This is a genomic window from Streptomyces sp. CBMA156, from assembly GCF_014596515.1.
Lineage (GTDB): Bacteria > Actinomycetota > Actinomycetes > Streptomycetales > Streptomycetaceae > Kitasatospora.
On record NZ_MSJQ01000038.1, the window covers coordinates 12,221 to 38,151 of the forward strand.

The following is a 25,931-nucleotide window of genomic DNA, read 5'->3' on the forward strand; positions in this document are numbered from 1 at the left end:
AGCGGTGGGGCCCCGGTTCGCGGGACCCCACCGTCGATTCGTTACGGCCGGCGCAGCGCGTCGGCCGCGCCCGCCCCGCCGAGCAGCGACTGGACGCCGTCCAGGTCGCTGCCGCTGGTCGGCTTGCCGCGGACGGCAGGCTGCTGCCGGCCGCCCTTGATCTCGGCCTCCAGCAGGAGCTTGCCGAGCAGCGCCGGGTCCGGCAGCTCCATCGGGTACTCGCCGTCGAAGCAGGCCCGGCAGAGCCGGTCCTTGGGCTGCGTGGTGGCCTCGATCATGCCGTCGATCGAGATGTAGGAGAGCGAGTCGGCACCGAGCGTGCGGCCGATCTCCTCCACCGTCATCCCGTTGGCGATCAGCTCCGCGCGGGTGGCGAAGTCGATGCCGAAGAAGCAGGGCCACTTCACCGGCGGCGAGGAGATCCGGATGTGCACCTCGGCGGCGCCCGCCTCGCGGAGCATCCGCACCAGCGCGCGCTGGGTGTTGCCGCGCACGATCGAGTCGTCCACGACCACCAGGCGCTTGCCGGCGATGACCTCGCGCAGCGGGTTGAGCTTGAGCCTGATGCCGAGCTGGCGGATGGTCTGGCTGGGCTGGATGAAGGTGCGGCCCACGTAGGCGTTCTTCACCAGGCCGGAGCCGTACGGGATGCCGCTGGCCTCGGCGTAGCCGATCGCGGCGGGGGTGCCGGACTCGGGCGTCGCTATCACCAGGTCGGCCTCGACCGGGGCCTCCTTCGCCAGCCGGCGGCCCATCTCCACGCGGGAGAGGTGCACGTTGCGGCCGGCGATGGTGGTGTCGGGGCGGGCCAGGTAGACGTACTCGAAGACGCAGCCCTTGGGCTTGGCCTCGGCGAACCGGGAGCTGCGCATGCCGTTCTCGTCGACGGCGATGAGCTCTCCGGGCTCGACCTCGCGGATGAAGGAGGCGCCGCAGATGTCCAGCGCCGCCGTCTCGGAGGCGACCACCCAGCCGCGCTCCAGCCGGCCGAGCACCAGCGGGCGGATGCCCTGCGGGTCGCGGGCGGCGTAGAGCGTGTGCTCGTCCATGAAGACGAGCGAGAACGCGCCCTTGACCTTGGGCAGGACGAGCTTGGCCGTCTCCTCGATGGAGAGGTCCGGGTGGCCGGCGAGCAGCGCCGTCACCAGGTCGGTGTCGTTGGTCGCGGCCGTCCGGCCGGAGCGCGAGACGTGCTCCTCGCCGGGCAGTTCGGCGACCATGGCCGCCAGTTCGGCGGTGTTCACCAGGTTTCCGTTGTGCCCGAGGGCCAGCGAACCGTGAACGGTCGCCCGGAAGGTCGGCTGGGCGTTCTCCCAGACCGAGGAACCGGTGGTCGAGTAGCGGGCGTGTCCGACGGCGATATGCCCGTGCAACGACCCCAGCGAGGCCTCGTCGAAGACCTGGGAGACGAGCCCCATGTCCTTGAAGACGAGAATCTGGGAGCCGTTGCTCACTGCGATGCCCGCGGATTCCTGACCGCGGTGCTGCAGGGCGTAAAGGCCGAAGAACGTGAGCTTGGCGACCTCCTCGCCGGGAGCCCAGACACCGAAGACGCCACAAGCGTCCTGGGGGCCTTTCTCACCGGGAAGAAGATCGTGGTTGAGTCTTCCGTCACCACGTGGCACGCCTTCGAGTCTAGGGCAGTTGACTCGGGCTTCCGGAACCCGGGACTGCGGCTTTGTCCGCCGACGGTGAGTTGATGCGCGTAGACAAAACCCCTTACGGGGCGGGGATTTCGGGTGGGGGGAATTCCCGGGGGTGGCGGTTGGCCTTGTGGTTCGCGCCTGTTGGGGAGTTCCGTGTGCGCAGCGGCGGGGCTCCGGGCCCGGCCGAACGTGAGCCTGCTCACCCGGGGTTCACCGGGCGGTCATGCGGCCGGTTCCGGGCCGTTCCGCGCCACCCGGCCGGGCTGTTCCCCGCTGCGCCGCCGCGTCGCCGGGCCGTTTCCCGCTGCGCCGCCTGGTGGTTTCCCGCTACGCGGCCGGCAGCAGCAGGCCCCAGGCGCCCGGGTGCACCGTCCAGGTCCTGGCGCGGACCGGGCCGACGGGGTGGCCGTCCGCCTCATAGCCGAAGCCGCGGCCGACCACCGAGACGCTCGCCGCCCTGGCGCGCACCATGGCTCCGGAGGCCGCGACCACGACCTCCATCTCGCCCGTCCCGTCCGAGGCGCCGGTCGGGAGCGTGACCTGGACCAGCCGGACCGGCCGGTGGACGTCCGCGAGCAGCCGGCCGTCGGCCTCGACCCTGACCCGGGAGCTGTGGTCGGCACCGTCCGGGGTGAGTGCGTTCGCCTGCTCGGCCGCAGCCAGTTTCGCCCATAGCGAACGCCAGCCACCCGTTCGGCCTACCGGACGACGGGTGCCCCCACCGGTGATCCGCACCCCGCCGAGCGCCACCCCGCCGCCGTCGTCCACCAGCAGGTCCAGCCGGCGCGGGGCACCGGACAGCACCGCCCGCGCGGCCCGGACCGGCTCCCCCGGAACCCCCAGCGCGCGGGCCGTCGCCAGCTCCTCGGCCCGCCCTACCGGAACCATCCCCACCGGTTCGGTGCCCAGCTCACGCTGGCGGTGCAGCGCCTGGAGCACCCGCTGGAGAGCGAGGTCGGAACCGATCACCACCGGCCGCCGCCGACCCCGGTGCGAAAGCATCCGGTCGAGTTCGGAAGGACTCTCCGGAAGGACCACCTTGACGTCCGTGCCCCCGCAGAGCACGTCCTTCGCGATCCGCACCGACTCGCCGTCGGTCTGCCGGGCCACCGGGTCGAGGAGCAGCAGGAGCGGCTCCGGGCCGCCGGTGGCAGGCGTGGACAGGGACGACACGACCGGTCCTTCCTCAGGTAATCTCTCGGTGCAAGAGCCCCTTGCGCCGTTGCGCCAGGGGCTTCGTCTATCTCGGGGCAGACTGCGGCCTACGCAGGATGCCCCAACCGGAAGGGGTGTACGCCTGTGCCGGCACTCGTGCTCGTTGGCGCTCAGTGGGGAGACGAGGGCAAGGGGAAGGCCACCGACCTCCTCGGCGGTTCCGTCGACTACGTGGTCCGCTACCAGGGCGGCAACAACGCCGGTCACACGGTGGTCATCGGCGACCAGAAGTACGCCCTGCACCTGCTCCCTTCCGGAATCCTCAGCCCGAACGTGACGCCGGTGATCGGCAACGGCGTCGTGATCGACCCGGCCGTGCTGCTCTCCGAGCTGGCCGGCCTGAACGAGCGCGGCATCGACACCTCGAAGCTGCTGGTCTCGGGCAACGCCCACCTGATCACGCCGTACCACCGCACCCTGGACAAGGTCACCGAGCGCTTCCTCGGCAAGCGCCGGATCGGCACCACCGGCCGCGGCATCGGCCCGACCTACGCGGACAAGATCAACCGCGTCGGCATCCGGGTCCAGGACCTGTTCGACGAGTCGATCCTGCGCCAGAAGATCGAGGCGGCGCTGCACGACAAGAACCAGGTCCTGGTCAAGCTGTACAACCGCCGCACCATCCCGGCCGACCTGGTGGTCGAGGAGTACCTGGGCTACGCGGACAAGATCAGGCCCTTCCTCGCCGACACCACCCTCGTCCTGGACGAGGCGCTGAAGGCGGACAAGGTCGTCCTGCTGGAGGGCGGCCAGGGCACCCTGCTCGACGTCGACCACGGCACGTACCCCTTCGTGACCTCGTCGAACCCGACCGCGGGCGGCGCCTGCACCGGCGCCGGCATCGGCCCGACCAAGATCGACCGGGTCATCGGCATCCTCAAGGCCTACACCACCCGCGTCGGCTCCGGCCCGTTCCCGACCGAGCTGCTGGACGCGGACGGCGAGGCCCTGCGCCGGATCGGCGGCGAGCGCGGTGTCACCACCGGCCGCGACCGTCGCTGCGGCTGGTTCGACGCGGTGATCGCGCGCTACGCGACCCGGGTCAACGGCCTCACCGACTTCTTCCTCACCAAGCTGGACGTGCTGACCGGCTGGGAGCAGATCCCGGTCTGCGTCGCGTACGAGATCGACGGCAAGCGGGTCGAGGAGCTCCCCTACAACCAGTCGGACTTCCACCACGCCAAGCCGATCTACGAGACCCTGCCGGGCTGGACGGAGGACATCAGCAAGGCGAAGACCTTCGCCGAGCTGCCGAAGAACGCCCAGGCGTACGTGAAGGCGCTGGAGGAGATGTCGGGCGCGCCGATCTCGGCCATCGGCGTCGGTCCCGGCCGCGACGAGACGATCCAGATCAACTCGTTCATCTGAGTCCGACCGCCGGCCGACCGCCTGTCGGTCGTCGGCCGGTCGTCGGCCGGTCGTCGGCCGGTCGTCGGCCGGTCGCTTCGAGGGCCCCGCGGGATCCGTCCCGCGGGGCCCTTCGCGCGCCCTGACCCCGCCTTTGCACTAGTTCAAATATCTCTTGCGTCTAGTGCAGGGCCGCACTACGTTCTGATCATGACCGCGAAGCTGCCCTCACCCGTCGTCCTCACCGGCCACCGCATCCGCCTGGAGCCGCTGGAGCGCCGCCACCTCGCCGACCTCTGGGCCACCGTCGGCTCGGACCCCGAGGTCTGGCGCTGGACCATGTTCCTGCCGCCCGCCTCGGCGGAGGAGTTCGGCGCGATCCTCGACGGCCGCGTCGCGGAGACGGCCTCGGGCGAGTCGGTGAACTTCGCCGCCGTCGACCTCGCCACCGGTCGGGCCGTCGGGGTCACCGGCTACCACGACTACAGCGCGCAGGACGAGTTCGTGGAGATCGGCGGCACCTGGTACGCCCGCTCGGTCTGGCGCACCGCCGTCAACACCGAGGCGAAGCTGCTGCTCCTCACCCACGCCTTCGAGGACCTCGGCATGGGCCGCGTCTTCTGGAAGACCGACGCCCTCAACGAGCGCTCCCGCACCGCCATCCAGCGCCTCGGCGCCCAGTACGAGGGGACGCACCGCCGCCACCGCCTGCGCCCCGACGGCAGCTGGCGGGACAGCGCCTACTTCTCGATGCTCGCCGACGAGTGGCCGGCCGCCAAGTCCCGCCTGACGGACCGGCTTTCGCGGGGCTGAACGGCGACCGGGCCCAAGCCCGGCCGAGCGCGGAGGCACGGCCGGGTGCCGGGGCACGGCCTCATGTCCGCTCGCCGGGGGCGGGGTGGGCGGGTGCGAACTCGTGGGGCGCCGGGTGGGGTTCGAGGGCCTGGATGTTCACCAGCCAGACCAGCCAGCCGACGAACAGGACCGCGAGCAGGAGTGCCGACAGTCCGGCGACGAGAAGCGCATTCACCGGGATACGGAAATGCGCTGGGAAGGAAGGAGCCGGCGGGAAAGGCGGAGAGGCGAGGGGAAGGGCATGGCTGTCTCCGATCGGTGATTTCGGGCGCCGCGACCATGCATCTGCCGTGTCATTACGGCCGATTGACGACTGTTTGACGACTGTTTAGGCGACAACAAGTCAGCGAGTGACACGGATGACCATAGGGTCAGGGTGCCAGAGTTGCTACCGAGCGGGAGGACGTTCACTCCATCGTGGGGTATCCCCCATTTCGGTAGCTAGGGCCGGGTATGCGCGGCACACTTCACCGGAAGCATCGCCGCAGCCGCGACCCGGAGAAGAGAGTCATGCCACCCCGCTTGTCGCCGACCGTGCGCCAGCAGCGCCTCGGGATCGAGTTGCGCAGGATGCGCGAACGCGTGGGCGTCACGCCCAAGAGCCTGGCCGCCACCATCGGCACCGACCTGCCCAAGATCTCCCAGATGGAGAACGGGAAGTCGGGCATCAGCGCCGAGCGGCTCCGGATCTGGGCCGGTACCTGCGGCTGCGAGGACGGCCCGTACCTGGACGCGCTGTTGGCGATGACGCAGGACCGGCGCAAGTACTGGTGGGACGGCTACCGCGGACGGCTGCCGAACGGGATCATCGACATCGCGGAGATGGAGCACCACGCGGCCTCCCTGTCCATCCTGAACAGCACCTTCATCCCCGGCCTGCTGCAGACCCCGGCGTACGCCGCCGCGGTGTTCGAGCGGCTGCCCCCGCAGTACCGGCAGGAGGCCGACGTCCGGAAGGCCTTCCGGATCCGGCGCCAGCAGATCTTCGTCGACCACCCGAAGCCGTACAGCGCGTTCCTCCACGAGTCCGCGCTGCGCATGCAGTTCGGCGGTCCCGACGTGCTGCGCGACCAGTTGCTGAGCCTGCTGGAGAACTCCGAACGGCCCGGGGTGGAGATCCGGGTGATCCCCTTCAGCGTGCCCACCTACACCGGCTCCGGGGAGAGCCTCTACCTCGCCCGCGGGCCCGTCGCGGAGCTCGACACCGTCCAGATCGACCTCTCCCACGGGCCCACGTTCGTGCACACCCAGGCCGAACTGGCCTCCTACCGCCGGATCAAGGAGGAGACCGCGAGGATCGCGCTCGGGACGGACGAGTCCCGGGAGTTCATCCGGTCCTTGCTGAAAGACTTCGCATGAGTACCTGGCGCAAGGCGTCCGCCAGTGGCGAGAGCACCGACTGCGTCGAGGTGAGGGCGACCGGCGGGCTGGTGGAGATCCGCGAGTCGGACCGGCCCGAGGTCGTCGTGCGGACCACGCCGCGCAAGTGGGCCGCCTTCGTCCGCGGGGTGAAGTCGGGGGAGTTCGACCGGTACGGGGACTTCACCCGGCCGTGAGGCCCGGCCCCTGTCTGGCAGAGCCCAGGCCGTACGGAGTGCGGCCGGGCGGAGTTCGGCCGTCGGGCCGGACCTCCGGCGACCGCTAGGCTGACAGCCCACAGTGGACCCCTGCCCCCGGCACGGCACTCCGGGTGGGGTGCGTGCGGGAGAAACCGGAGCAGCCGAGGATGGCTCGCCACCTGATCACCAGCGCCCTTCCGTACATCAACGGGATCAAGCACCTGGGCAACATGGTCGGGTCCATGCTCCCGGCGGACGTCTACGCCCGCTACCTGCGCCGGCGAGGGCACGAGGTGCTGTTCATCTGCGCCACCGACGAGCACGGCACGCCCGCCGAACTCGCCGCCCAGGAAGCCGGGTTGCCGGTCGCGGAGTTCTGCGCCAGGGCGCACGGCGCGCAGCGTGCGGTGTACGACGGCTTCGGGCTCTCCTTCGACCACTTCGGCCGCAGCTCCTCGCCGCAGAACCGGGAGATCACCCAGGAGATCGCCCGCGAGCTCCAGCGCAACGGCTTCATCGAGGAGCGCGCGGTCCGCCAGGTGTACTCCAACGCCGACGGCCGCTTCCTGCCGGACCGCTACATCGTCGGCACCTGCCCGCACTGCGGCTACGACAAGGCGCGCGGCGACCAGTGCGAGAACTGCACCAGGGTGCTGGACCCGACCGACCTGCTGGAGCCGCGCTCGGCGATCAGCGGCAGCTCCGACCTGGAGGTCAGGGAGACCCGCCACCTGTTCCTGCTCCAGTCCGAGCTCACCGAGGAGGTCGAGGACTGGATCGCCGCGCACGCCGACGACTGGCCGGTGCTGGCCTCCTCGATCGCCCGCAAGTGGCTGACCGAGGGCCTCCAGGACCGCTCGATCACCCGCGACCTGGAGTGGGGCGTCCCGGTGCCGGCCGACGTGTGGCCCGAACTGGCCGCCGAGGGAAAGGTGTTCTACGTCTGGTTCGACGCTCCGATCGAGTACATCGGCGCCACCAAGGAGTGGGCGGACGCGGCCCCGGCCGGGCAGCTGCGGGACTGGAAGTCCTGGTGGTACGAGGTCGACGAGACCGTCCGCCACACCGAGTTCATGGCCAAGGACAACGTCCCGTTCCACACCGTGATGTTCCCGGCCACCCTGCTCGGCTCGCGCCGCCCGTGGAAGAAGGTCGACTACGTCAAGGCCTTCAACTGGCTGACGTACTACGGCGGGAAGTTCTCCACCAGCCAGAAGCGCGGCGTCTTCACCGACGTCGCGCTGGAGTTGCTGCCCGCCGACTACTGGCGCTACTTCCTGATGGCGCACGCGCCCGAGTCGGACGACTCCAGCTTCACCTGGGACCTGTTCGCCTCGGTGGTCAACAAGGACCTCGCCGACACCCTCGGCAACTTCGTCAACCGGGTGCTCACCTTCAGCCGCAAGCGCTTCGGCGACGACGTCCCCGGCGGCCACCCGGCGGGCGAGGCCGAGCAGCGCCTCGGCGAGCAGATCGCCGGCCTGCTCGCCGAGTACGAGGCCCAGTTGGAGGCGCTCAACTTCCGCAGGGCCGCGCAGGCCCTGCGCGCGCTGTGGAGCGCGGGCAACGCCTACCTGGACGCGAAGGCGCCCTGGCTCCAGGTGAAGACCGACCCGGACGCGGCGGCGCTGACCCTGCGCACGGCGATGAACCTGATCCACCTGTACGCGGTGGTGTCCGAGCCGTTCATCCCGGCCACCGCGGCGGCGATGCGCGGGGCCTTCGCGCTGCCCGGGGACTCGCCGGCCGCCACCCGTGACTGGGTCGGCCCCGAGGAGGCGCGGGCGCTGGACCTGGTGCCGGCCGGGACGGCGTTCACGGTGCCGCCGGTGCTGTTCGCCAAGATCACCGACGAGGACCTGGCCGCCTGGACGGCGCGCTTCGGCGGCTCGGCGCACTGATCCGGGGCCCGTACAACGGCACACCACGCGGGCCCCGACCGCGGCGAACGGCCGGGGCCCGCGTCGGTGGTACCGGGGGCTGCTACCCGGCCGTCTCCTCCGCCACCCAGGCCAGGTAGCCGGGGCTGCCGGCCACCACCGGCACGGCGATCAGCTCGGGCGTCTCATAGGAGTGCCGTCCGGCCACGAACTCGCCGAGCCGGTCGGCGAGTTCGGCCCTGGTCTTGAAGTCGATCCGCCACTCCTCGGCGTCCCGCACCTCGCCGTCCCACCAGTACACCGACCGCACCGGGTACACCTGGGCGCAGGCCGCCAGCCGCTCCCGCACCACGGCGGACGCCAGGGCCCTGGCCGGCTCCTCGCTCTCGTGGGTGGTGGTCACCACCACCAGGCGCTGCTCGCTCGCTGTCATGCCCCGACGGTATCCCGGGGCCCGGCGCCGGTCCCCGCCGCGGCTCACCCCGGGGACCGGCGGGAACCCCCGGCTCAGTCCCTGCGGGCCGTGTGGACGGTCATCGCGGAGAGGTAGAAGGCGTCCGGGCGGTGCAGGATGCCGGTGGGGGCGTCCTCGGCGAGCAGGGCTTCCAGGGCGGCCCGGTCCTCGGCGTCGAGCTGCTCGGCGAGCTGGTCGCGCCGCCGGGTCAGCTGGGTGTGCAGGTAGCCGCGGAGGGGGCCGGCGAGCGGGGCCGGGTGGTCGACCAGGAAGGTGCGGGTGCCGGTCGGGGTCAGCCCGGCCCGCCCGAGCATGGCCGGCCAGTCCTCGATCTCCTGGATGCTGCCCGGCAGTTCGGCCCGCATGGTGCTGAAGCCGTCCTCGTGGGCGGCGTCCATCCGGGCCTGGAGACCGGGCCGGCCGAGGCCGAAGTCGCGCGGCAGGTAGCGCGCCGGCAGACCGCGCTCGGCGACGGCGAGCAGGCCGCCGGGCCGCAGCAGTCCGGCGAGCGAGGTGAGCGCGGCCTGCTGGTCGCCCAGGTGGTGGATGGCGTTGCCGGACCAGATCAGGTCGGCCTCGCCGAGCTTGTCGAACTCGGCGGGCAGGTCGGCCTGCCGGGTGCCGAGCCGGCCGCCCGAGCGGGTCCGGGCGCGCTCCAGCAGGGCGGCGGACTGGTCGACGGCCACCACCTCGGCCGCAGGAAAGACGTCCGCCAGCAGTCCGGCGATCACGCCGGGCCCGCTGCCGACGTCCAGGACCCGTCCGACCTGGCCCTCCCCGTGCAGGCCGGCCAGCCACCGGGCGGCCTCGGTGACGGCGTCGGCCCGCAGGTCGGCCTCCAGCTCCAGGTGCGCGGCGAGCGCGTCCCAGTCGAGGTCGGCGGCGGGGACGTGCGGGTGGGAGCCGTGGGAGTGGGAGCCGTGGGAGTGGGAATGGCCGTGCTGGTTCGCTGACATCCGGATTCTCCGATCGTGGACTGACGAAAGTTTCCCGCTCAGGCGGGCAGGGCGGCACCGGAGGCGCGGTACCCCGCGACGGCCCGGTCGATCTCCTCCGCCACGAGGTCGTGGTCGAGCGCGAAGGCCGCCGCCGCGCCCGCCCCGGCGGCGGTGACCACCTGGGCGCGCGGGTCGGCGACGTTCCCGGCGGCCCAGACGCCGGGGAGGCTGGTGCGGCCGGTCCGGTCGGTGGTCACCCAGCCGTTGTCGTCCCGGTCGCAGTCGAGGCCGAAGAGCAGCGCGTCCCTGGGCACCGGCTGCGGGAAGACGAACACCGCCTCCCGCAGCACCACTTGTCCGTTCGCGAGTTCGACGCCGCGCAGCCGCCCGTCGTCGGACACCAGGCGGACGATCCGGCCCTCGACCACCCGGACGTCCCGGGCGGCGAGCCGCTCCCGCTCGGCGTCGGTCAGCGCGAGGGTGTGGGCGAGCAGCACCACGTCCGCCGACCACTGCCGCAGCAGCAGCGCCTGGTTGACCGCCCCGGGGCCGGTGCCGAGCACCCCGAGCGGGCGGTCGCGGACCTCCCAGGCGTGGCAGTACGGGCAGTGCAGCACGTCGCGGCCCCAGCGCTCGGCCAGGCCGGGCAGCTCCGGCAGTCCGTCGCGCAGGCCGGTGGCGACGACGATCCGGCGCGCGTGCAGCACCGGGCCGCCGGCCAGGTGGACCACGAAGCGCGGCCCGGCGGGCCCGGCCGGCTCGACGGGCTCTGCCGACTCGACGGGCTCGACGGGCTCGATGTGCTCGACCCGGCCGTCGATCAGGTCCACCCCGTACCGGGCGACCTCCTCCCGCCCGACCGCCAGCAGCGCCGCCGGAGGCATGCCGTCCCGGCTCAGGTAGCCCTGCATGTGGGCGGCGGGCGCGTTGCGCGGCTCGCCGGCGTCCACCACGGCGACCCTGCGCCGGGCCCGGCCCAGCACCAGCGCGGCGTTCAGTCCCGCCGCTCCGGCGCCGACCACCACCACGTCGTAGCGCTCGTTGTCCCTGATCCCGGTCGTCCCGGTCGTCTCGCCCATGGCGCTCACCTCCACCGCCAGGCTGCGGCCCCCTTCACCACATCGGCAAGCTTTGTTGCCGCCTCAGCAAACACTCGCGGGGTCACACCCCGGTCCGCCGCCAGTACGACCGGGCGGCCACCGCCAGCGCGACCCCGTACCCCGCGAACCCGCCGATCCCGACCCAGGCGATCTCCAGGGCGCTCTGCTCGTCGGCGAAATCGCCCAGCCTGATCCGCGTCACCCCGGTGGTGCACAGCGCCAGGTAGCCGATGCCGACCACCCCGTACGGCGCCAGCGTGGCCGCGCCCAGCAGGGCCGGGGTGAGCGGCAGCCAGCGCGGCACCCGACGGCCGCGCAGCAGCCCCGTCCAGCGCGGGAAGACCTGCCCCCAAGGACGGACCAGCCCCCAGAGCAGGAACACCCCGAGCAGCGCCAGCAGCATGGTGCCGTCCAGCCCCCGGCGCTCCAGGGCGAGCCAGAGCCCGGAGGAGCCGTTGCGCACGTAACCGGCGTACATCCGCTCGCCGCTGACCCCGGCGAAGCTGCCGCCGAGCGCCCAGAGCAGCTTCATCAGCACGTACGGGACGAACGCCGCGGTGCCCGCCCAGGCCGCCAGCCGGACGACCGGCGGAGCCGGGGCGGGTGACGGCGCGGGTGACGGCGCGGGTGTCGGCGCGCCCCGTCCGGCACGAACGGGACCGACCGCGCCATCGCGGGCCCCGCGTCGCGTGCCCAGGGCGGCGCGGGCCAGCAGCACCGCCCCCACCGCCGCCAGAGCGCGCTCCACCGCGTCGGGGACGCTGTCCACCCGCTGCCCGAACAGCAGCGTGACCAGGTCCATCAGCAGGCTCCAGGCCCCCAGGGCGGCCACCCCGCAGAGCAGCCACAGCAGCCGTCGCACCGGCTGTCGCCGCACCACCGCCACGCCGGCGGCGGCCGCGACCGCCCCCAGGCCGGCCACCGCCCACCCCGGCCACCGCGCGCCGAACAGCTCCGTCCCGCTCAGCGCGCACCCCAGTCCGAACCCGGCGTACCCGACGCCCCAGCCGGCCACCGTCCACCCGTTCCTCACCATGCCGCCAGGCTCGCCCGCCCGGCCCGGCCGGTCCTCCCCCGGCACGGTGATCCGGCTCCCCCGCCCGAGGGAGCCCGCAGTGGGGCGGGCTCGGGGCGGTGTGGGCCGGGGCGGGCTCGGGACGGTGTGGCCGGGCGAGGCTGGCGGGCCGGGCTTCACCCCCGTGGAGCGGCGAAGCAGTGGACGGTGACGGTGCGCCCGGAGGCCCAGCGCTGGTCGCCGCTGCCGAGGTGGGTCCAGCCGAGCCTGCGGTACAGGGCCACCGCGGCGGTGTCGGTGGCGAGGACGTCGAGAACGGGGTGCAGGCCGAGCGCCCGCGCGTGCGCCACCGCGCAGGCCAGCAGCCGGGCGCCGACGAGGCAGCCGCGCGCCGCGGGGGCGACGTAGAGGCGGCCGATCACGCTGGTGAGTTCGGGGGGCCCACCGGTGCGGCGGCTCCACAGCACGGGGGCGAGGTCGCCGGGGGCGCTGCGGGCGAGGCCGACGTGTCCGGCGATCCGGCCGTCCGACTCGGCGACCCAGGCGGCGAGCAGGCCGTCCGGGGTGAGCCAGCCGGCGGGCCGGTCGGGCCAGTCCACGGGATAGCCGTCGACGGCGTGGACGTCGCCCAGCACCCGGACGCAGCCGGCGAGGTCGTCGGCCCGGCGCGGCCGGACCACCACCCCCGCCCCGGCCTGCCGTGAGTCGGACGCGACGACAGTGGCGCGTTCTTCGAGGTCTGCCATGCCGGTACGTTACCGGCCCGCCCTCACCGTCGCAGCAGGTCGACGACCCCGGTCAGGTCCTCCCCACCATGGCCGATCTCCAGCCGACGCTCCATCAGCCGGAAGTACGGCTCCAGCAGTTCGGTGCTCACCCGCTGCTCCTCCGCGGTGCGCAGCAGCGTGCCCTTGCCGGCCACCTGCATCGCCAGGCCGGACACCACGTCCCTGGCGTAGTCGCCGCTCTCCAGCTGCTCCGCCGTCCGCGTCACCGAACCGGACATCGCGGTGAGCCAGCTCCCCAGCAGCGGCGCCAGCTCGGTCGGCGCCACGGCCTCGCCGCGGACCAGCGCGAAGGCGTGCGCGACCCCGGCGAACATCCCGTACATCGCGCTGAGCAGCGCCACGTCGTGCAGTGCCGCGGACCCGGGGTCCGCGCCCACGTACCGGGTGCCGGCCGGGACGGCGAGGGTGCCCCGGTGCTCCTCGAACAGCTCGGACGAGCCGCTGTAGAACACGTACGCCCCGGCCGCCGGGGCGCCGATCATCGGCGGGACGGCCATGATCCCGCCGTCCAGGTAGCGGGCACCGCGCCGCTCCGCCCAGGCGGCGCGGACCCGGGCCTGCCCGGGAGTGCCGGTGACCAGGTTGACCAGGTCCCTGCCGGCCAGGTCGACGTCGTCCAGGGCCTGTTCCACGGAGGCGTCGTCGAGCAGGCAGACGACCACCAGCCGGTTCGCCGCGACGGCCTCCGCGGCGGTGGCGGCGACGGTGGCCCCGCGGGCGGCGGGCCCGTCGGCTCGGGCGGCGTTGCGGTTCCAGACGGTCAGCGGGTGCCCGGCGGCGAGCCAGGCCCCGGCCAGCGCGGTGCCCATCGCGCCGAGGCCGAGCAGGGTGAGCGGGGTGGGTGCGGTGGGTGCGGTGGGCGGGGTGGGCGGGGTGAGTGGGTTTCCGGACGCGTTCTCAACGGGGTTGGTTGCCATGGCAGTCAGCCTCCGCGCCGACCCCGGAAACGATCAAGTACGCACTTCGAAGTGGGTGGTTACCCTGGAGTGAGCATCGAGGTCGGAGGGGCCGGAAGGGGCCGGAAGGGGTGGGCATGGCGACCGTACCGAGGCCGGGGGCGTACGTCTGCGGGACCGACGCCGCGATGGACGTGATCGGCGGCAAGTGGAAGGTGTCGATCCTCTGGGCCCTGGGCGAACGCCCGCGCTGCCGCTTCGGCGAGCTGCGCCGGCTGCTGCCGGGGATCACCGAGAAGGTGCTGGCCGCGCACCTGCGCGAGATGGAGGCGCACGGCATCGTGCACCGGGAGGCGTACGACGAGGTGCCGCCGCGGGTCGAGTACGCGCTCACCGAGGCGGGGCACCGCCTCAACACGGCGCTGGGGCCGCTGGGGGACTGGGGCCGGGAGCACGTCCTGGGCAAGGCGCCGTACCCGGCGTAGCGCCCTCGGAGAGGTCAGGCGATCGCGGCCGACACCACCGCCGCCACCGCGATGTTGCAGGCCGCCGACACCCACACCGCCGGGTGCGGCTCCGGATCGACCAGGATCTCGCCGAGCCTGCCCGGGGTCAGCAGGTCCACCAGCCAGAACGCGACGGCCATCAGCGCCAGTCCCAGCAGGCCGTAACAGGCCGTCGAGACCAGGCCCTTGCCGAAGTCCGCGTAGGTGTACATGATCGCGGTGAAGACGATGCCGCCGATGCCGAGCAGCGCGGAGCTGAGCAGGAGGGCGGCGTTGCGGTTGCGCTCGACCCAGATCTGGTGGCCGAGCCGACCGGGCGTCAGCAGGTCGACCAAGCCGATGCCGAGGAGCAGCAGCACCACCCCGAGGGTGCCGTAGGCCGCCGCCGCACCGAGCCCGTGCAGAATGTCGTTCATCGTGGTTCCAGCCCCCGGTCCGCTCTCGCCGTCCCCCTGACCGGCACGGTCAAGGGCTGGCAAAAGATACCCCACCCGGGTGAGGGGCGGACCGGGCGCCGAAGCCGGCGGCGGTCAGTCCTCCTCGTTCACCAGGTGGTCGACGCAGGCGGCGACCGCCAGCAGCAGACCGGTGTCCGCGCCGTCGGCGACCTCCACCCCGTAGGTGTCCCTGATCCGGAACCACTTGCGGCTGATCCTGGCCAGCTCGTCACCGTGCTGGTTCTCGATCCGGTAGTCCTTGTCGATCAGGTTGCCGTGGATCTTCAGCTCGCCGCCGGAGGCCAGATCCACCAGGTACTTGTCGCGGAACGGGGTGAACAGCTTCTCCCGGACGGTGGCGATCACCTCGCCGTCGGCGTCCTCGATCTTCATCGCGTCGCGGACGGTCAGCATCTTCTCCCTCACCACCGCAACCACCCGCCCGTGCGCGTCCTTCAGCTCGAAGGTGTCCCGCAGCCGCAGCACCTTGCCGTCCACCAGGTACGCCTTGTGGCCCCGGTCGTCCTCGATCCAGTAGTCGTCGCCGACCGCGAACAGCTTCTCCCTGACCAGATACCGCACGTGCGACCTCCTCCGGGTCGGCTCCACTGCCGACCTCGCCCCATTCGACCCCGATCCGCCGCCCGCGGAAAAGCACCGCCACGAAGCACCCGCGGAAACCCGTGGACAGCGGACCCCCGGTCACCTTCAATACCGCCATGCGCCCCGACCTCACCACCGCCGAGCTGCGCAGCGAGCGCCTCGACCTGCTGCCGATCGCCCCCGAGCACGCCGAGGAGCTGGCCGCCGCACTCGCCGACCCCGCTCTGCACGCCTTCACCGGCGGCCGCCCGGCCACCGCCGAGGAACTGCGCGCCCGCTGCGAGCGGCTCGCCGCCGGCTCCCCCGACCCGGCCGAGTCCTGGGGCAACTGGGTGCTGCGGCTGCGCGCCGACGGCGCCCTCACCGGCTACGTGCAGACCACCGTCCGCCCCGGCCAGGCCGAACTCGCCTGGGTGGTCGGCACCCCCTGGCAGCGCCGCGGCCTGGCCACCGAGGCCGCCCGCACCCTGCTCGCCCACCTCACCGCCGCCGGGGCCACCACCGCCGTCGCCCACATCCACCCCGACCACCACGCCTCCGCCGCCATCGCCCGCACCCTCGGCCTGCACCCCACCACCCACACCCAGGACGGCGAGACCCGCTGGCAGGCCGACCTCCTCCCGAACACCCCCGGCTGACCCCACCCCGCCCGCAACACGGCACGCCCGGAATGCGGGCACCCGGTCGGCTGAACACCGACGGCGAGGAGCTCACGCTCACTCCGGGGCAAGATCACCGTCCTGGGCTTCCGGTCTCTCCACTGCCCCAACCTCCCTCCCCGGAAAGCGACATCGCGGCAGCAGCACGACGGCGGACCCCAAAAGTTGATAAGTTCATTTCGCCAAAGTCGGCATGTATCAACTTCGCGGGGAGCACCCATGGCAGGCCGGGGAAGGCCCAGTCGCAGCACCGTCTACCAGCGGCTGAGCGGGGCACTGGCGGAGTTGAACGAGCGCTTCGGCGGCTTGCCGAATCCACGGGAAGCGCAGGACATCTGGGACGACATCTGGCACCAGGAAGCCCACCACTCGACTGCGCTGGAGGGCAACACGCTGGTCCTGCGCGAAGTGGAGGCCCTTCTGGATCAGGGACGTGCCGTCGGAGCGAAGCCACTGCGCGAGTACAACGAGGTGCAGGGCTACGCCGACGCCGCCAGGTGGGTCTACGGGCAGGCGCTTGAACCCGACGCCTGGCACGACGGGCGGCTCATCACCCTCACCGAGGTCCGCCACATCCATCACGTGGCCATGACACCGGTCTGGAACGTTGCGCCCCATCCGGAAGCCACCGACAAGGAGGGGCCCGGCAGCTTCCGGGAGCACGACATCGCCCCGTTCTCCGAGGGGATGACCCCGCCCGCCTGGACGCTCGTACCGGCCCGGATCGAGCACTGGGTCAGCGAGGCATGCGCGTTCGGCCAGAGGATCGAGAGCGGCGCGGAGCTCGAACAACCGCTCCCCGAAGTGCTGGCAGGTATGCACAATCGCTTCGAACAGATCCATCCGTTCCTCGACGGCAACGGCCGCACCGGCCGGCTGGTGATGAACCTCGTCCTGGTCCGCCTCGGATATCCGCCGATCATCATCTTGAAGCGACAGCGGGACGCGTACCTGACCGCGCTGCGCAGGGCGGACACGGGAGACTGCGGCGCCCTGGGCGAGCTGATCGCCCGGGCGATGGAGGACAATCTCAACCGTTTCATCGTTCCCAACGTGGCCGGCCCGGCGAGGATGGTCCCACTCGCCGCGCTCGTCGACGAGGAGCTCTCCCTGGCGGCACTCCGGCAGGCAGCCCAGCGTGGCCGTCTGAACGCCGTCCAGGGCCCCGACGGGGTCTGGCGCTCGTCACGCAAGTCCGTCGCGGCCTACAAGGCCGCCAAACATCAGCGCAGGCCCCGCTCCACGGCATGACGCCAGGCCCCGGAATGCGGGCACCCGGCGTGCGGTTTGATTGACGCATGGCATCTCGTGCACGTGTACGCGCCCCCGAGCTGGTCGGGGCAGGCGGTTGGCTGAACACCGGCGGCAGGGAGCTCACGCTCGCCGACTTCCGGGGCAAGATCACCATCCTGGACTTCTGGACCTTCTGCTGCATCAACTGTCTGCACGTCCTGGACGAGCTGCGGGAGTTGGAGGAGAAGCACCGCGACACCGTGGTGATCGTCGGGGTGCACTCGCCGAAGTTCGTGCACGAGGCCGACCACCAGGCCGTCGTCGACGCCGTCGCCCGGTACGAGGTGCACCACCCGGTGCTGGACGACCCGGCGCTGGTCACCTGGAAGCAGTACGCCGTACGGGCCTGGCCGACGCTGGTGGTGATCGACCCGGAGGGTTACGTGGTCGCCCAGCACGCCGGCGAGGGCCACGCCCACGCGCTCGCCCGACTGGTCGAGGAGCTGGAGGCCGAGCACGCCGCGAAGGGCACGCTGCGCCGCGGCGACGGCCCGTACGTGGCGCCGGAGCCGAGCGCCGGGGACCTCAAGTTCCCCGGCAAGGCCGTCCGGCTGCCGAACGGCCACTTCCTGGTCGCCGACTCCGGCCACCACTCGCTGGTCGAGCTGGCCGAGGACGGCGAGACGGTGGTCCGCCGGATCGGCGACGGGCAGCGCGGCCTGGTGGACGGCACCGGCACGGACGACACCGGCACCGACGGCACCGGCCCGCGGTTCAGCGAGCTGCAGGGCCTCGCGCTCGTCCCCGAGGGCCACGGCTTCGACGTGGTCGTCGCCGACACCGTCAACCACGCCCTGCGCGGCGTCCGCCTCGCCGACGGCCACGTGACCACCCTGGCCGGCACCGGCCGCCAGTGGTGGCAGGGTTCGGCCACCGAGGGCCCGGCCCGCGAGGTGGACCTCTCCTCGCCGTGGGACGTCGCCTGGTTCGACGGCCGGGTGTGGATCGCGATGGCCGGCGTGCACCAGCTGTGGTCGTATGACCCGGCCACCGGCACGGTCGCGGTCGCGGCCGGCACCACCAACGAGGGTCTGGTGGACGGGCCGGCCGCCGAGGCCTGGTTCGCCCAGCCGTCCGGCCTCGCGGTGTCCGCGGACGGCGAGCGGCTCTGGGTCGCCGACGCCGAGACCTCGGCGCTGCGTTCGGTTTCACGTGAAACCAAGACGGTCGAAACCGCCGTCGGCACCGGCCTGTTCGACTTCGGTCACCGCGACGGCGCCGCCGGCCAGGCGCTCTTCCAGCACCCGCTGGGCGTCACCGTGCTGCCGGACGGCTCGGTGGCCGTCGCCGACACCTACAACCACGCGCTGCGCCGCTACGACCCGGCGAGCGGCGAGGTCAGCACGCTGGCCACCGACCTGCGCGAGCCGTCCGGCACGGTGCTGGTGGACGGCGACATCGTGGTGGTCGAGTCGGCCCGGCACCGGCTGACCAGGCTGCGGCTGCCCGAGGAGGCGGTGCGGGTGGAGTCGGTGGCCCACCGCACCCGGCGCGCGGCCACCGAGGTCGCCCCCGGCGCCCTCCGGCTGGACGTGGTCTTCGAGGCGCCGAACGGCCAGAAGCTGGACGAGCGCTACGGCCCGTCCACCCGGCTGCTGGTCAGCGCGACCCCGCCCGAGCTGCTGGTCTCCGGCACGGGCGCGGACTCCGACCTCTCCCGTGAGCTGGTGCTCTCCGACGAGGTCGCCGAGGGCGTGCTGCACGTCTCGGCGATGGCCGCCTCCTGCGACGACGACCCGGAGATCGAGTACCCGGCCTGCCACGTGCACCAGCAGGACTGGGGCGTGCCGGTGAAGCTGGTCGCCGACGGCGCCCGCCGCCTGCCGCTGGTCCTGGCCGGGATGGAGTAGCGCGGACCCATGCGAAGGGGGCCCGGCGTTCGTTCGCCGGGCCCCCTTCGCCGTGTCTCAGCCCTCCAGGAAGGCCTTGAGCGCGCTCGCCAGCAGGTACGGGTCCTCGGCCCCGCACAGCTCGCGCGCCGAGTGCATGGACAGCGCCGCGATGCCGCAGTCCACCGTCGTGATGCCCAGGCGCGCCGCCGTGATCGGGCCGATCGTCGTCCCGCAGGGCATCGCGTTGTTGGACACGAAGGCCTGCCACGGCACGCCCGCCTTCTCGCAGGCGGCCGCGAACACCGCCCGGCCGACGCCGTCGGTCGCGTAGCGGTTGTTGACGTTGACCTTGAGGATCGGCCCGCCGTTCGGCACCGGGTGGTGGCCCGGCTCGTGCCGCTCGCTGTAGTTCGGGTGGACGGCGTGGCCCATGTCCGAGGAGAGGCAGATCGTGCCGGCGAGCGCCCTGGCCCGGTCCTCGGTGTTGCCGCCGCGCGCGTGGATCGTCCGGTCCAGCACGTTGCCGAGCAGCGGGCTCTGCGCGCCGGTGTCGGACTCGCTGCCGGTCTCCTCGTGGTCGAAGGCGGCCAGCACCGGGATGTACGGCAGGTCGGCGGCGCCGTCGGCGGTGGCGACGGCGGCGAGCGCGGCGGTGGCCGCGTGCACCGAGAGCAGGTTGTCCAGGCGCGGGGCGGCGATCAGCTCGCGGTCGCGGCCCAGGTAGGAGGCCGGCTGGACGTCGTGCGTCATGAGGTCCCAGCCGGCCACGTCGGCGGCGTCCAGGCCGGCCCGCCCGGCGACGTAGGAGATCAGCGAGCCCTCGTCGACCGGGCCGAGGCCCCAGATCGGGGTGAGGTGGCGCTGCTTGTCGAGCTTCATGCCCTCGTTGACCTGGCGGTCCAGGTGGATGGCGAGCTGCGGCACGCGCAGCAGCGGCTCGTCCAGCTGGACCAGCCTGGCGGTGCCGTCCTTGAGCGCGAGCCGGCCGGAGAGGCCGAGGTCGCGGTCCAGCCAGGTGTTCAGCGGGACGCCGCCGTAGATCTCCACCGCGACCTGCCGCCAGCCCGCCGAACCGGTGTCCGGCACCGGCTTGACCCGCAGGTTGGGCGAGTCGGTGTGGGTGCCGACGATCCGGAACGGCGTCTCGGGGCCCGTCCCCTCCGGCAGGTACCAGGCGATCAGCGCGCCTCCGCGGATCAGGTAGCGCCCGCCGGCCGCGGTGTCCCACGCGTCCGTCTCGGCGACCTGCCGGAAGCCCGCCTTCTCCAGCCGCTCCGCGGCGCTCGCCACCGCGTGGTACGGAGACGGCGAGGTGCCGAGGAACGCGATCAGGTCGTCGCTGTGCGTCCGGTCGAAGAATGCCTGGCGGGCGGCGGTCGACATACTGCTCCTGGGTCGAGTGAGGGCCGAAGCCGGATGGGGAGTCGGCTTCGCACCTGAGCATATGCCCGTACACGGACAGGGCATTCGGAACACCTCGTCCGGTGCGCAACCCGGACACAACCGTGAACGGCCCCGCACGACCCGAGCGTTCCCGCCGGTCATCCGGGCTTTCCGCGGCCGGGTTTCCCACCGGAAACACCGAAGGGCCCGGTGGCAGCCGGGCCCTTCGGTGCGAGGGTGTGTCAGTCGGTCGGGGAGGTGTCACACTCCGCGCGCCCCGGGAGGGGCGGCGGCGGGTGACGGGTGGGCGCGGCGGCTCAGAAGGCCTCCTCCGCCAGCTCCATGATCTCGTTGTCGATGCCCTCGGCGATGAGGCGCTGCGGGGTGATGGTCGGCAGGACGTTCTTGGCGAAGAAGCGGGCCGACGCGACCTTGCCCTGGTAGAAGGCGACGTCCTTCTCCGGGGCGCCCGCCTCCAGCTTGGCCAGGGCCACCACGGCCTGGCGCAGCAGCAGCCAGCCGACCACGACGTCGCCGGAGACCATCAGCAGGCGGGTGGTGTTGAGGCCCACCTTGTACATGTTCCTGACGTCCTGCTCGACCGAGGTGAGGTCGGCCAGCAGCTTGCCGACGATGGCCTCCAGGTCACCCGCGGCCTTGGCCAGCAGGTCGCGCTCGACGGCCAGGGCGTCGCCGCCGGCCGCGGAGCCGAGGAACTTCTGGATCTGCTCGGACAGCGCGGTGAGCGCCTGGCCGCCGTCCTTGACGATCTTGCGGAAGAAGAAGTCCTGGCCCTGGATCGCCGTGGTGCCCTCGTACAGGGTGTCGATCTTGGCGTCCCGGATGTACTGCTCGATCGGGTACTCCTGGAGGTACCCGGAGCCGCCGAAGGTCTGGAGCGACTGGGCGAGCTGCTCGTACGACTTCTCCGAGCCGTAGCCCTTGACGATCGGCAGCAGCAGGTCGTTGAGGCGCTCGGCGGCCTCGTCGCGCTCGCCGCGCAGCGCGGCGGCTGTCATGTCGTCCTGGACGGACGCGGTGAACAGGACCAGCGCGCGCATGCCCTCGGCGTAGGCCTTCTGGGTCAGCAGCGAGCGGCGCACGTCCGGGTGGTTGGTGATGGTGACGCGCGGGGCGGTCTTGTCCAGGAACTGCGAGATGTCGGCGCCCTGCACGCGCTCCTTGGCGTACTCCAGCGCGTTCAGGTAGCCGGTGGAGAGGGTGGCGATGGCCTTCGTGCCGACCATCATCCGGGCGAGTTCGATGATCTTGAACATCTGGCGGATGCCGTCGACCTTCTCGCCGAGCAGCCAGCCCTTGGCCGGGTGCTTGGCGCCGAAGGTCATCTCGCAGGTGTTCGAGGCCTTGAGGCCCATCTTGTGCTCGACGTTGGTGGCGTAGACGCCGTTGCGCTCGCCCAGCTCGCCGGTCTCCCAGTCGAAGTCGAACTTGGGGACGATGAACAGGCCCAGGCCCTTGGTGCCCGGCTTTCCGCCCTCGGGGCGGGCCAGCACCATGTGGACGATGTTCTCGGACATGTCGTGCTCACCCGAGGTGATGAAGCGCTTCACGCCCTCGATGTGCCAGGAGCCGTCCTCCTGCTTGATCGCCTTGGTGCGGCCGGCGCCCACGTCGGAGCCCGCGTCGGGCTCGGTGAGGACCATGGTGGAGCCCCACAGGCGGTCGGTCATCCGCTTGGCGACCTCCAGCTGCTCCTCGGTGCCCTCCTCGGCGATGACGCCGGCGAAGGCCGGGCCCGAGGAGTACATCCAGATGGCCGGGTTGGAGCCCAGGATCTGCTCGGCGAAGGCCCAGATCAGCGAGTTCGGGGTGACCTGGCCGCCGATCGACTCCGGGATGCCCAGACGCCACCACTCGGCGTCCATGAAGGTCTGGTAGCTCTTCTTGAAGGCGGCCGGGATCGGCGCGGTGTTGGTCTCCGGGTCGAAGACCGGCGGGTTGCGGTCGGTGTCCGTGAAGGACGCCGCGAGGTCGTTCTCGGCGAGGCGCGAGATCTCGCTCAGGATGTTCTTCGCGGTCTCGACGTCCATGTCCGCGAACGGTCCGGTGCCGTACACCTGGTCGCGGCCGAACACCTCGAAGAGGTTGAACTCCACGTCCCGCAGGTTGGACTTGTAGTGACCCATGGCCGTTATCTCCGGTTCGTCGCTTCCGGGAGACCGCCGCGTTCCGGCGTCCCGTACCCACCAGTAGGCATCATGATGCTACCCAGCGGTAACTTGAGCAAGCCCCCGCCGGCCAAACCTCTATGAACGTGGTCACGTCCCACAGGCGGGGCGACCACTCCTTGTCAGGATCGATGCCAGCAGAGAAGGGTGCCCTCCCGCTAGCCTGTCCGTGTGTACGGATATGACCAGAACACATACCCGGGAGATCCCTACCAGCAGCAGGCGGGGCCGCAGCCGGGCATGAACGGCATGCCCGGACCCGACGCCTACGGCGGGCAGTCGCAGACCCCCCAGCAGTCCCTGTACCCCGAACCCTCGCCTCCCTCACTCGCGGACGCGGTCCGGGCGTTCACCACCGGCTCGATGGCGGTCGAGGACTTCCAGGCGATCTTCATCACCTCGAAGGTGCACTGCCCCCGCGGGGAGCGCCCCGGCTTCCTGGCGCTGCACAACACCCCGACGCCGGTGATCCCGATGTTCAGCTCGCTGAAGGAGCTGCGCCGCTACGCGGGCAAGGACTCCAAGCACTTCACCGTGACCGGCGCCGAGATCCTGGACCTGCTGCCGACCGGCTACGGCTTCGCGCTGGACATGGAGGGCGAGCACCGGATGGTGTTCGACGCCAAGGCCGTCGAGCAGATGGTGGACTTCACCATGCGCCGGATGTACGGCTGACCGGACGGCCCACCGGAGCCGCGGACGGCCGACCCGGCCGACCGGAGCCGCAGACGGCCGGAGCCGCGACCGACCGGCGCCACCGCCGGCCGCCCCGCGATGCGGCCGGCCCACCCCTGACCCATCCTGGAGGAGGAGCCCCGCGCTCCTTCCTCACTACATAGTTCAACTTTCAACTTGCTTGTTGTTGATGATTGAACTAACCTCGTGCACGTAGGCCAGACCACCCCCCGAAGGAGGCCGACATGCCCGCCGTGACCGTCGACAACCCGCTGACCCTTCCGCGCGTCACCACGCCGGACCCCGCCGTCACGAGCGCCCGGCCGGTCCTCACCGTGGCCACCGCGCCCGAGGGCTTCGAAGGCGAGGGCTTCCCCGTCCGCCGCGCCTTCGCCAAGATCAACCAGAAGTACCTCGACCCGTTCATCATGATGGACCAGATGGGCGAGGTGGATTACGCGGCCGGTGAGCCCAAGGGCACCCCCTGGCACCCGCACCGCGGCTTCGAAACCGTCACCTACATCATTGACGGAACGTTCATCCACCAGGACTCGCACGGCGGCGGCGGCACCATCACCGACGGCGACACCCAGTGGATGACGGCCGGCTCCGGCCTGCTGCACATCGAGAGCCCGCCGGAGTCGCTGGTGAAGTCCGGCGGCCTCTTCCACGGCCTCCAGCTGTGGGTGAACCTGCCCGCCTCGGACAAGATGATCGCCCCGAAGTACCAGGACATCCGCGGCGGCAGCGTCAGGCTGCTCAGCACCGAGGACGGCGGCGCGCTGCTCCGGGTGATCGCGGGCGAGCTGGACGGCCACCAGGGCCCCGGCACCACCCACACCCCGATCACCATGATCCACGCGTCGGTCAGCCCCGGCGCCCAGATCACCCTGCCCTGGCGCTCCGACTTCAACGCCCTCGCCTACGGCCTCGCGGGCAACGGCTCGGCCGGCACCGAGCACCGCCCCTTCCACCGGGGCCAGGCCGTCGTCTTCGGCGACGGCGACTCGATCACCATCCGCGCCGACGAGAAGCAGGACTCCCGCGACAACAACTTCGAGGTCGTGCTGCTCGGCGGCCTCCCGATCCGCGAACCCGTCGCCCACTACGGCCCGTTCGTGATGAACAGCCACCGCGAACTCCAGCAGGCCATGGAGGACTTCCAGGCCGGCCGCCTCGGCACCATCCCCGCCGCCGGTCACTGACGACTCAGGAGGCAGGGCCGGCTCGGCGACAGGAACGACGGAGCCGGAACAACCGAGCGGCCGCAGGCAGTGCCTGCGGCCGCTCCGCCGTCCTCGTCGCCGAGCCGGCTACAGCAGCGCGTACAGGGCCGAGGCGTCGTCGTGCGTCCTGCCCCGCGGCCAGCGCTCGCAGCTCGGGTCGACCCGCTCCGCCGCCCGGACCCGGGCGATCAGTTCGCCCGGCCCCGACTCGGCGAGCAGCCGCAGCGCGTCGCCCCAACTGCCCAGCCCGAAGCGCTCGGTGTAGCGCGAGGCGCCGGCGGTGAGGGCGGCCAGCGCGTGCAACCGGTCCAGCCGGACGAAGCCGGTCTCGGCGTGCTCGGCCGCCCGCGGGCCGGCGGCGGCGATCCACGGGCCGGTGCCCCGGTTCCTGGCCGCGCGCACCGCCAGCGCGTACTCCAGGCGCAGTGCGGCCCGTTCGGCCGAGCCGGGCACGGTCTCCCTGACCTGGCGGCGCAGTTCCTCCCCGCCGGGGAAGCGCTGGTTGTCCCCGATCACCTTCGGCGGGCCGTCCCGGTGCTCCAGCACCAGCAGCGAGTCGCCGAGTACCAGGTACTCCAGCGACTCGCCGTGCCGCCGGGCCGCGACGACCATCGCGGCGGGGGTGTTGGGGTGGGCCAGGTCGCAGCGGCCGCCGTGCAGCGCGGCCGTCTCCACGATGGCGTCGGCCAGGCACTCGGCGATCGAGCGGTCCGTCCGGTCGGTGAGCCTGGCCAGCAGGTGCACGCCCAGCCGGCGCACGTACCAGGCCGTCCCGTGCCGGCACCCCGACTCCAGGCCGGCCGGCGAACTCGCGCCGTCCAGCAGGACCAGCGCCTCCGGCGAGGCGGCCACGAAGTCCTCGCTCTCACGGTCGGGACGGCGGGCTTCCCCTGCGAGCTGTAGCTGCATCCCGACAGTGTGGCCGCCGCTCCGGGCCCGCGCCCGGACCCGTGCGCCGGTGTGGCGGGCCCGGGGCCGGGCGCCCGGTGGCAGCCGGTGTGATTCGGCCATACCGTCGGACAGTGACCGGACGATTCGGCCAATCGGAGCGGGTCGGGTTTGGGATCACCTTCGGGTGTCCGCGGCGCCCGCGACTGACGAGGAGCGGAAGATGTTCTGGCAGTTCATCGTGTTGCTGGCCGCCTCGACCGGCTTCCCCACCGCCGCGCTGCTCTTCCTGATCGGCGGGCCGCGCTTCCCCGACGAGCAGCGTGGCCGCGACCCCCGGACCGGCGGAAGCACCCGCGGCTCCTAGAGCCCGGGGTCCCGGGAGCCCCGGGGATCGCGGCGGCGGCGCGCTACGGCTTCCAGGCCGGGTCACGGCCGAGCAGGGCCAGCGCGCGGCCGAACCGGCCCGCGCCGCCGCCGGGTTCGAGCCGGGGCCCGAAGGCCCGCCCCGGCGCCCGGTGCTCCGGGCCGGCCGGAACGGCCTCGG

At 72.3% G+C, this 25,931-nt stretch carries 26 protein-coding genes; 12 read left to right on the plus strand and 14 right to left on the minus strand.

What is annotated here, in order from left to right:
- Window positions 1-41 precede the first annotated feature (41 nt).
- Both purF and BU198_RS02690 read right to left on the minus strand, forming a co-directional pair.
- Complete coding sequence (gene purF / locus BU198_RS02685) at window positions 42-1,625, minus strand: amidophosphoribosyltransferase (RefSeq protein WP_188295185.1); 1,584 nt, start codon at window positions 1,623-1,625, stop codon at window positions 42-44.
- Window positions 1,626-1,973: 348 nt separating this feature from the next.
- Window positions 1,974-2,819 (minus strand): diacylglycerol kinase family protein, encoded by an 846-nt coding sequence (locus BU198_RS02690; RefSeq protein ID WP_317619933.1) that lies wholly within the window; start codon window positions 2,817-2,819, stop codon window positions 1,974-1,976.
- A 126-nt stretch (window positions 2,820-2,945) separates the two neighbouring features.
- On the opposite strand from BU198_RS02690, the gene BU198_RS02695 reads away from it, so the two are divergent.
- Both BU198_RS02695 and BU198_RS02700 read left to right on the plus strand, forming a co-directional pair.
- Window positions 2,946-4,229, plus strand: a complete 1,284-nt coding sequence (locus BU198_RS02695) for an adenylosuccinate synthase (RefSeq protein ID WP_188295186.1) — start codon at window positions 2,946-2,948, stop codon at window positions 4,227-4,229.
- Window positions 4,230-4,418: 189 nt separating this feature from the next.
- The gene (locus BU198_RS02700; RefSeq protein WP_188295187.1) at window positions 4,419-5,021 is read left to right on the plus strand and encodes a GNAT family N-acetyltransferase; all 603 of its coding nucleotides are present in this window, start codon (window positions 4,419-4,421) and stop codon (window positions 5,019-5,021) included.
- A gap of 61 nt (window positions 5,022-5,082) precedes the next feature.
- Here BU198_RS02700 and BU198_RS02705 read toward each other — a convergent pair whose 3' ends face one another.
- Entirely contained in the window at window positions 5,083-5,238 is a 156-nt protein-coding gene (locus BU198_RS02705; protein ID WP_188295188.1) for a hypothetical protein, read from the minus strand.
- Window positions 5,239-5,573: 335 nt separating this feature from the next.
- Between BU198_RS02705 and BU198_RS02710 the strand changes: the two genes are divergently transcribed.
- The 3 genes from BU198_RS02710 to metG all read left to right on the plus strand — a co-directional run bounded on the left by BU198_RS02710 (window position 5,574) and on the right by metG (window position 8,523).
- The gene (locus BU198_RS02710; protein WP_188295189.1) at window positions 5,574-6,422 is read left to right on the plus strand and encodes a helix-turn-helix domain-containing protein; all 849 of its coding nucleotides are present in this window, start codon (window positions 5,574-5,576) and stop codon (window positions 6,420-6,422) included.
- Entirely contained in the window at window positions 6,419-6,619 is a 201-nt protein-coding gene (locus BU198_RS02715; protein WP_188295190.1) for a DUF397 domain-containing protein, read from the plus strand. The genes BU198_RS02710 and BU198_RS02715 overlap by 4 nt, the downstream gene beginning before the upstream one ends.
- Window positions 6,620-6,789: 170 nt before the next feature.
- Complete coding sequence (gene metG, locus BU198_RS02720) at window positions 6,790-8,523, plus strand: methionine--tRNA ligase (RefSeq protein ID WP_188295191.1); 1,734 nt, start codon at window positions 6,790-6,792, stop codon at window positions 8,521-8,523.
- Between the two features lie 82 nt (window positions 8,524-8,605).
- On the opposite strand, the gene cutA is transcribed toward metG, so the two are convergent.
- From cutA to BU198_RS02750, 6 genes are all read right to left on the minus strand, one after another.
- A complete protein-coding gene (gene cutA, locus BU198_RS02725) occupies window positions 8,606-8,935 on the minus strand; it encodes a divalent-cation tolerance protein CutA (protein WP_188295192.1) in 330 nt (109 codons plus the stop codon).
- A gap of 74 nt (window positions 8,936-9,009) precedes the next feature.
- Window positions 9,010-9,912, minus strand: a complete 903-nt coding sequence (locus BU198_RS02730; protein WP_188295193.1) for a class I SAM-dependent methyltransferase — start codon at window positions 9,910-9,912, stop codon at window positions 9,010-9,012.
- Between the two features lie 38 nt (window positions 9,913-9,950).
- On the minus strand, window positions 9,951-10,973 hold the full coding sequence (locus BU198_RS02735; RefSeq protein WP_188295194.1) for an NAD(P)/FAD-dependent oxidoreductase: 1,023 nt from the start codon (window positions 10,971-10,973) through the stop codon (window positions 9,951-9,953).
- 82 nt (window positions 10,974-11,055) lie between these two features.
- Window positions 11,056-12,030 (minus strand): hypothetical protein, encoded by a 975-nt coding sequence (locus BU198_RS41770; protein WP_223243835.1) that lies wholly within the window; start codon window positions 12,028-12,030, stop codon window positions 11,056-11,058.
- Window positions 12,031-12,185: 155 nt separating this feature from the next.
- Entirely contained in the window at window positions 12,186-12,755 is a 570-nt protein-coding gene (locus BU198_RS02745) for a GNAT family N-acetyltransferase (RefSeq protein ID WP_188295195.1), read from the minus strand.
- A 23-nt stretch (window positions 12,756-12,778) separates the two neighbouring features.
- Window positions 12,779-13,606 (minus strand): NAD(P)-dependent oxidoreductase, encoded by an 828-nt coding sequence (locus tag BU198_RS02750; protein ID WP_262986989.1) that lies wholly within the window; start codon window positions 13,604-13,606, stop codon window positions 12,779-12,781.
- Between the two features lie 224 nt (window positions 13,607-13,830).
- Here BU198_RS02750 and BU198_RS02755 point away from each other — a divergent pair, with 224 nt between their 5' ends.
- A complete protein-coding gene (locus tag BU198_RS02755; protein WP_188295197.1) occupies window positions 13,831-14,178 on the plus strand; it encodes a winged helix-turn-helix transcriptional regulator in 348 nt (115 codons plus the stop codon).
- 14 nt (window positions 14,179-14,192) lie between these two features.
- Here BU198_RS02755 and BU198_RS02760 read toward each other — a convergent pair whose 3' ends face one another.
- Window positions 14,193-14,615, minus strand: coding sequence for a DUF350 domain-containing protein (locus BU198_RS02760; protein ID WP_188295198.1), 423 nt, complete (start codon window positions 14,613-14,615; stop codon window positions 14,193-14,195).
- A gap of 114 nt (window positions 14,616-14,729) precedes the next feature.
- Complete coding sequence (locus BU198_RS02765) at window positions 14,730-15,218, minus strand: LURP-one-related/scramblase family protein (protein ID WP_188295199.1); 489 nt, start codon at window positions 15,216-15,218, stop codon at window positions 14,730-14,732.
- Between the two features lie 137 nt (window positions 15,219-15,355).
- Here BU198_RS02765 and BU198_RS02770 point away from each other — a divergent pair, with 137 nt between their 5' ends.
- The 3 genes from BU198_RS02770 to BU198_RS02780 all read left to right on the plus strand — a co-directional run bounded on the left by BU198_RS02770 (window position 15,356) and on the right by BU198_RS02780 (window position 19,041).
- Complete coding sequence (locus BU198_RS02770; protein WP_188295200.1) at window positions 15,356-15,877, plus strand: GNAT family N-acetyltransferase; 522 nt, start codon at window positions 15,356-15,358, stop codon at window positions 15,875-15,877.
- A gap of 306 nt (window positions 15,878-16,183) precedes the next feature.
- Complete coding sequence (locus BU198_RS02775) at window positions 16,184-17,149, plus strand: Fic family protein (protein WP_223243836.1); 966 nt, start codon at window positions 16,184-16,186, stop codon at window positions 17,147-17,149.
- A 47-nt stretch (window positions 17,150-17,196) separates the two neighbouring features.
- A complete protein-coding gene (locus tag BU198_RS02780) occupies window positions 17,197-19,041 on the plus strand; it encodes an NHL domain-containing thioredoxin family protein (RefSeq protein WP_188295202.1) in 1,845 nt (614 codons plus the stop codon).
- Between the two features lie 57 nt (window positions 19,042-19,098).
- On the opposite strand, the gene BU198_RS02785 is transcribed toward BU198_RS02780, so the two are convergent.
- A complete protein-coding gene (locus tag BU198_RS02785) occupies window positions 19,099-20,406 on the minus strand; it encodes a M18 family aminopeptidase (protein ID WP_188295203.1) in 1,308 nt (435 codons plus the stop codon).
- A 317-nt stretch (window positions 20,407-20,723) separates the two neighbouring features.
- Window positions 20,724-22,553, minus strand: a complete 1,830-nt coding sequence (locus tag BU198_RS02790) for an acyl-CoA dehydrogenase (protein WP_188295204.1) — start codon at window positions 22,551-22,553, stop codon at window positions 20,724-20,726.
- Between the two features lie 213 nt (window positions 22,554-22,766).
- Between BU198_RS02790 and BU198_RS02795 the strand changes: the two genes are divergently transcribed.
- Together BU198_RS02795 and BU198_RS02800 are read left to right on the plus strand one after the other, a co-directional pair.
- A complete protein-coding gene (locus tag BU198_RS02795; protein WP_411293128.1) occupies window positions 22,767-23,270 on the plus strand; it encodes an SseB family protein in 504 nt (167 codons plus the stop codon).
- 245 nt (window positions 23,271-23,515) lie between these two features.
- Window positions 23,516-24,475 (plus strand): pirin family protein, encoded by a 960-nt coding sequence (locus tag BU198_RS02800; RefSeq protein ID WP_188295205.1) that lies wholly within the window; start codon window positions 23,516-23,518, stop codon window positions 24,473-24,475.
- 108 nt (window positions 24,476-24,583) lie between these two features.
- Here BU198_RS02800 and BU198_RS02805 read toward each other — a convergent pair whose 3' ends face one another.
- The gene (locus BU198_RS02805; RefSeq protein ID WP_188295206.1) at window positions 24,584-25,405 is read right to left on the minus strand and encodes a protein phosphatase 2C domain-containing protein; all 822 of its coding nucleotides are present in this window, start codon (window positions 25,403-25,405) and stop codon (window positions 24,584-24,586) included.
- Window positions 25,406-25,607: 202 nt separating this feature from the next.
- On the opposite strand from BU198_RS02805, the gene BU198_RS02810 reads away from it, so the two are divergent.
- Window positions 25,608-25,751: a hypothetical protein gene (locus BU198_RS02810; protein ID WP_188295207.1), complete on the plus strand. Its 144-nt coding sequence runs from the start codon at window positions 25,608-25,610 to the stop codon at window positions 25,749-25,751.
- Window positions 25,752-25,931: the final 180 nt, after the last annotated feature.

Coding starts and splice junctions, on each gene's coding strand:
- BU198_RS02760 (WP_188295198.1), bottom strand. CDS start 14,615: ATGAACGACATTCTGCACGGGCTCGGTGCGGCGGCGGCCTACGGCACC.
- BU198_RS02810 (WP_188295207.1), top strand. CDS start 25,608: ATGTTCTGGCAGTTCATCGTGTTGCTGGCCGCCTCGACCGGCTTCCCC.
- BU198_RS02700 (WP_188295187.1), top strand. CDS start 4,419: ATGACCGCGAAGCTGCCCTCACCCGTCGTCCTCACCGGCCACCGCATC.
- BU198_RS02800 (WP_188295205.1), top strand. CDS start 23,516: ATGCCCGCCGTGACCGTCGACAACCCGCTGACCCTTCCGCGCGTCACC.
- BU198_RS02750 (WP_262986989.1), bottom strand. CDS start 13,606: ATGGGCACCGCGCTGGCCGGGGCCTGGCTCGCCGCCGGGCACCCGCTG.
- BU198_RS02790 (WP_188295204.1), bottom strand. CDS start 22,553: ATGGGTCACTACAAGTCCAACCTGCGGGACGTGGAGTTCAACCTCTTC.
- BU198_RS02710 (WP_188295189.1), top strand. CDS start 5,574: ATGCCACCCCGCTTGTCGCCGACCGTGCGCCAGCAGCGCCTCGGGATC.
- BU198_RS02785 (WP_188295203.1), bottom strand. CDS start 20,406: ATGTCGACCGCCGCCCGCCAGGCATTCTTCGACCGGACGCACAGCGAC.
- BU198_RS41770 (WP_223243835.1), bottom strand. CDS start 12,030: ATGGTGAGGAACGGGTGGACGGTGGCCGGCTGGGGCGTCGGGTACGCC.
- BU198_RS02715 (WP_188295190.1), top strand. CDS start 6,419: ATGAGTACCTGGCGCAAGGCGTCCGCCAGTGGCGAGAGCACCGACTGC.
- BU198_RS02730 (WP_188295193.1), bottom strand. CDS start 9,912: ATGTCAGCGAACCAGCACGGCCATTCCCACTCCCACGGCTCCCACTCC.
- BU198_RS02770 (WP_188295200.1), top strand. CDS start 15,356: ATGCGCCCCGACCTCACCACCGCCGAGCTGCGCAGCGAGCGCCTCGAC.
- BU198_RS02745 (WP_188295195.1), bottom strand. CDS start 12,755: ATGGCAGACCTCGAAGAACGCGCCACTGTCGTCGCGTCCGACTCACGG.
- metG (WP_188295191.1), top strand. CDS start 6,790: ATGGCTCGCCACCTGATCACCAGCGCCCTTCCGTACATCAACGGGATC.
- BU198_RS02735 (WP_188295194.1), bottom strand. CDS start 10,973: ATGGGCGAGACGACCGGGACGACCGGGATCAGGGACAACGAGCGCTAC.
- BU198_RS02805 (WP_188295206.1), bottom strand. CDS start 25,405: ATGCAGCTACAGCTCGCAGGGGAAGCCCGCCGTCCCGACCGTGAGAGC.
- BU198_RS02780 (WP_188295202.1), top strand. CDS start 17,197: ATGGCATCTCGTGCACGTGTACGCGCCCCCGAGCTGGTCGGGGCAGGC.
- BU198_RS02755 (WP_188295197.1), top strand. CDS start 13,831: ATGGCGACCGTACCGAGGCCGGGGGCGTACGTCTGCGGGACCGACGCC.
- cutA (WP_188295192.1), bottom strand. CDS start 8,935: ATGACAGCGAGCGAGCAGCGCCTGGTGGTGGTGACCACCACCCACGAG.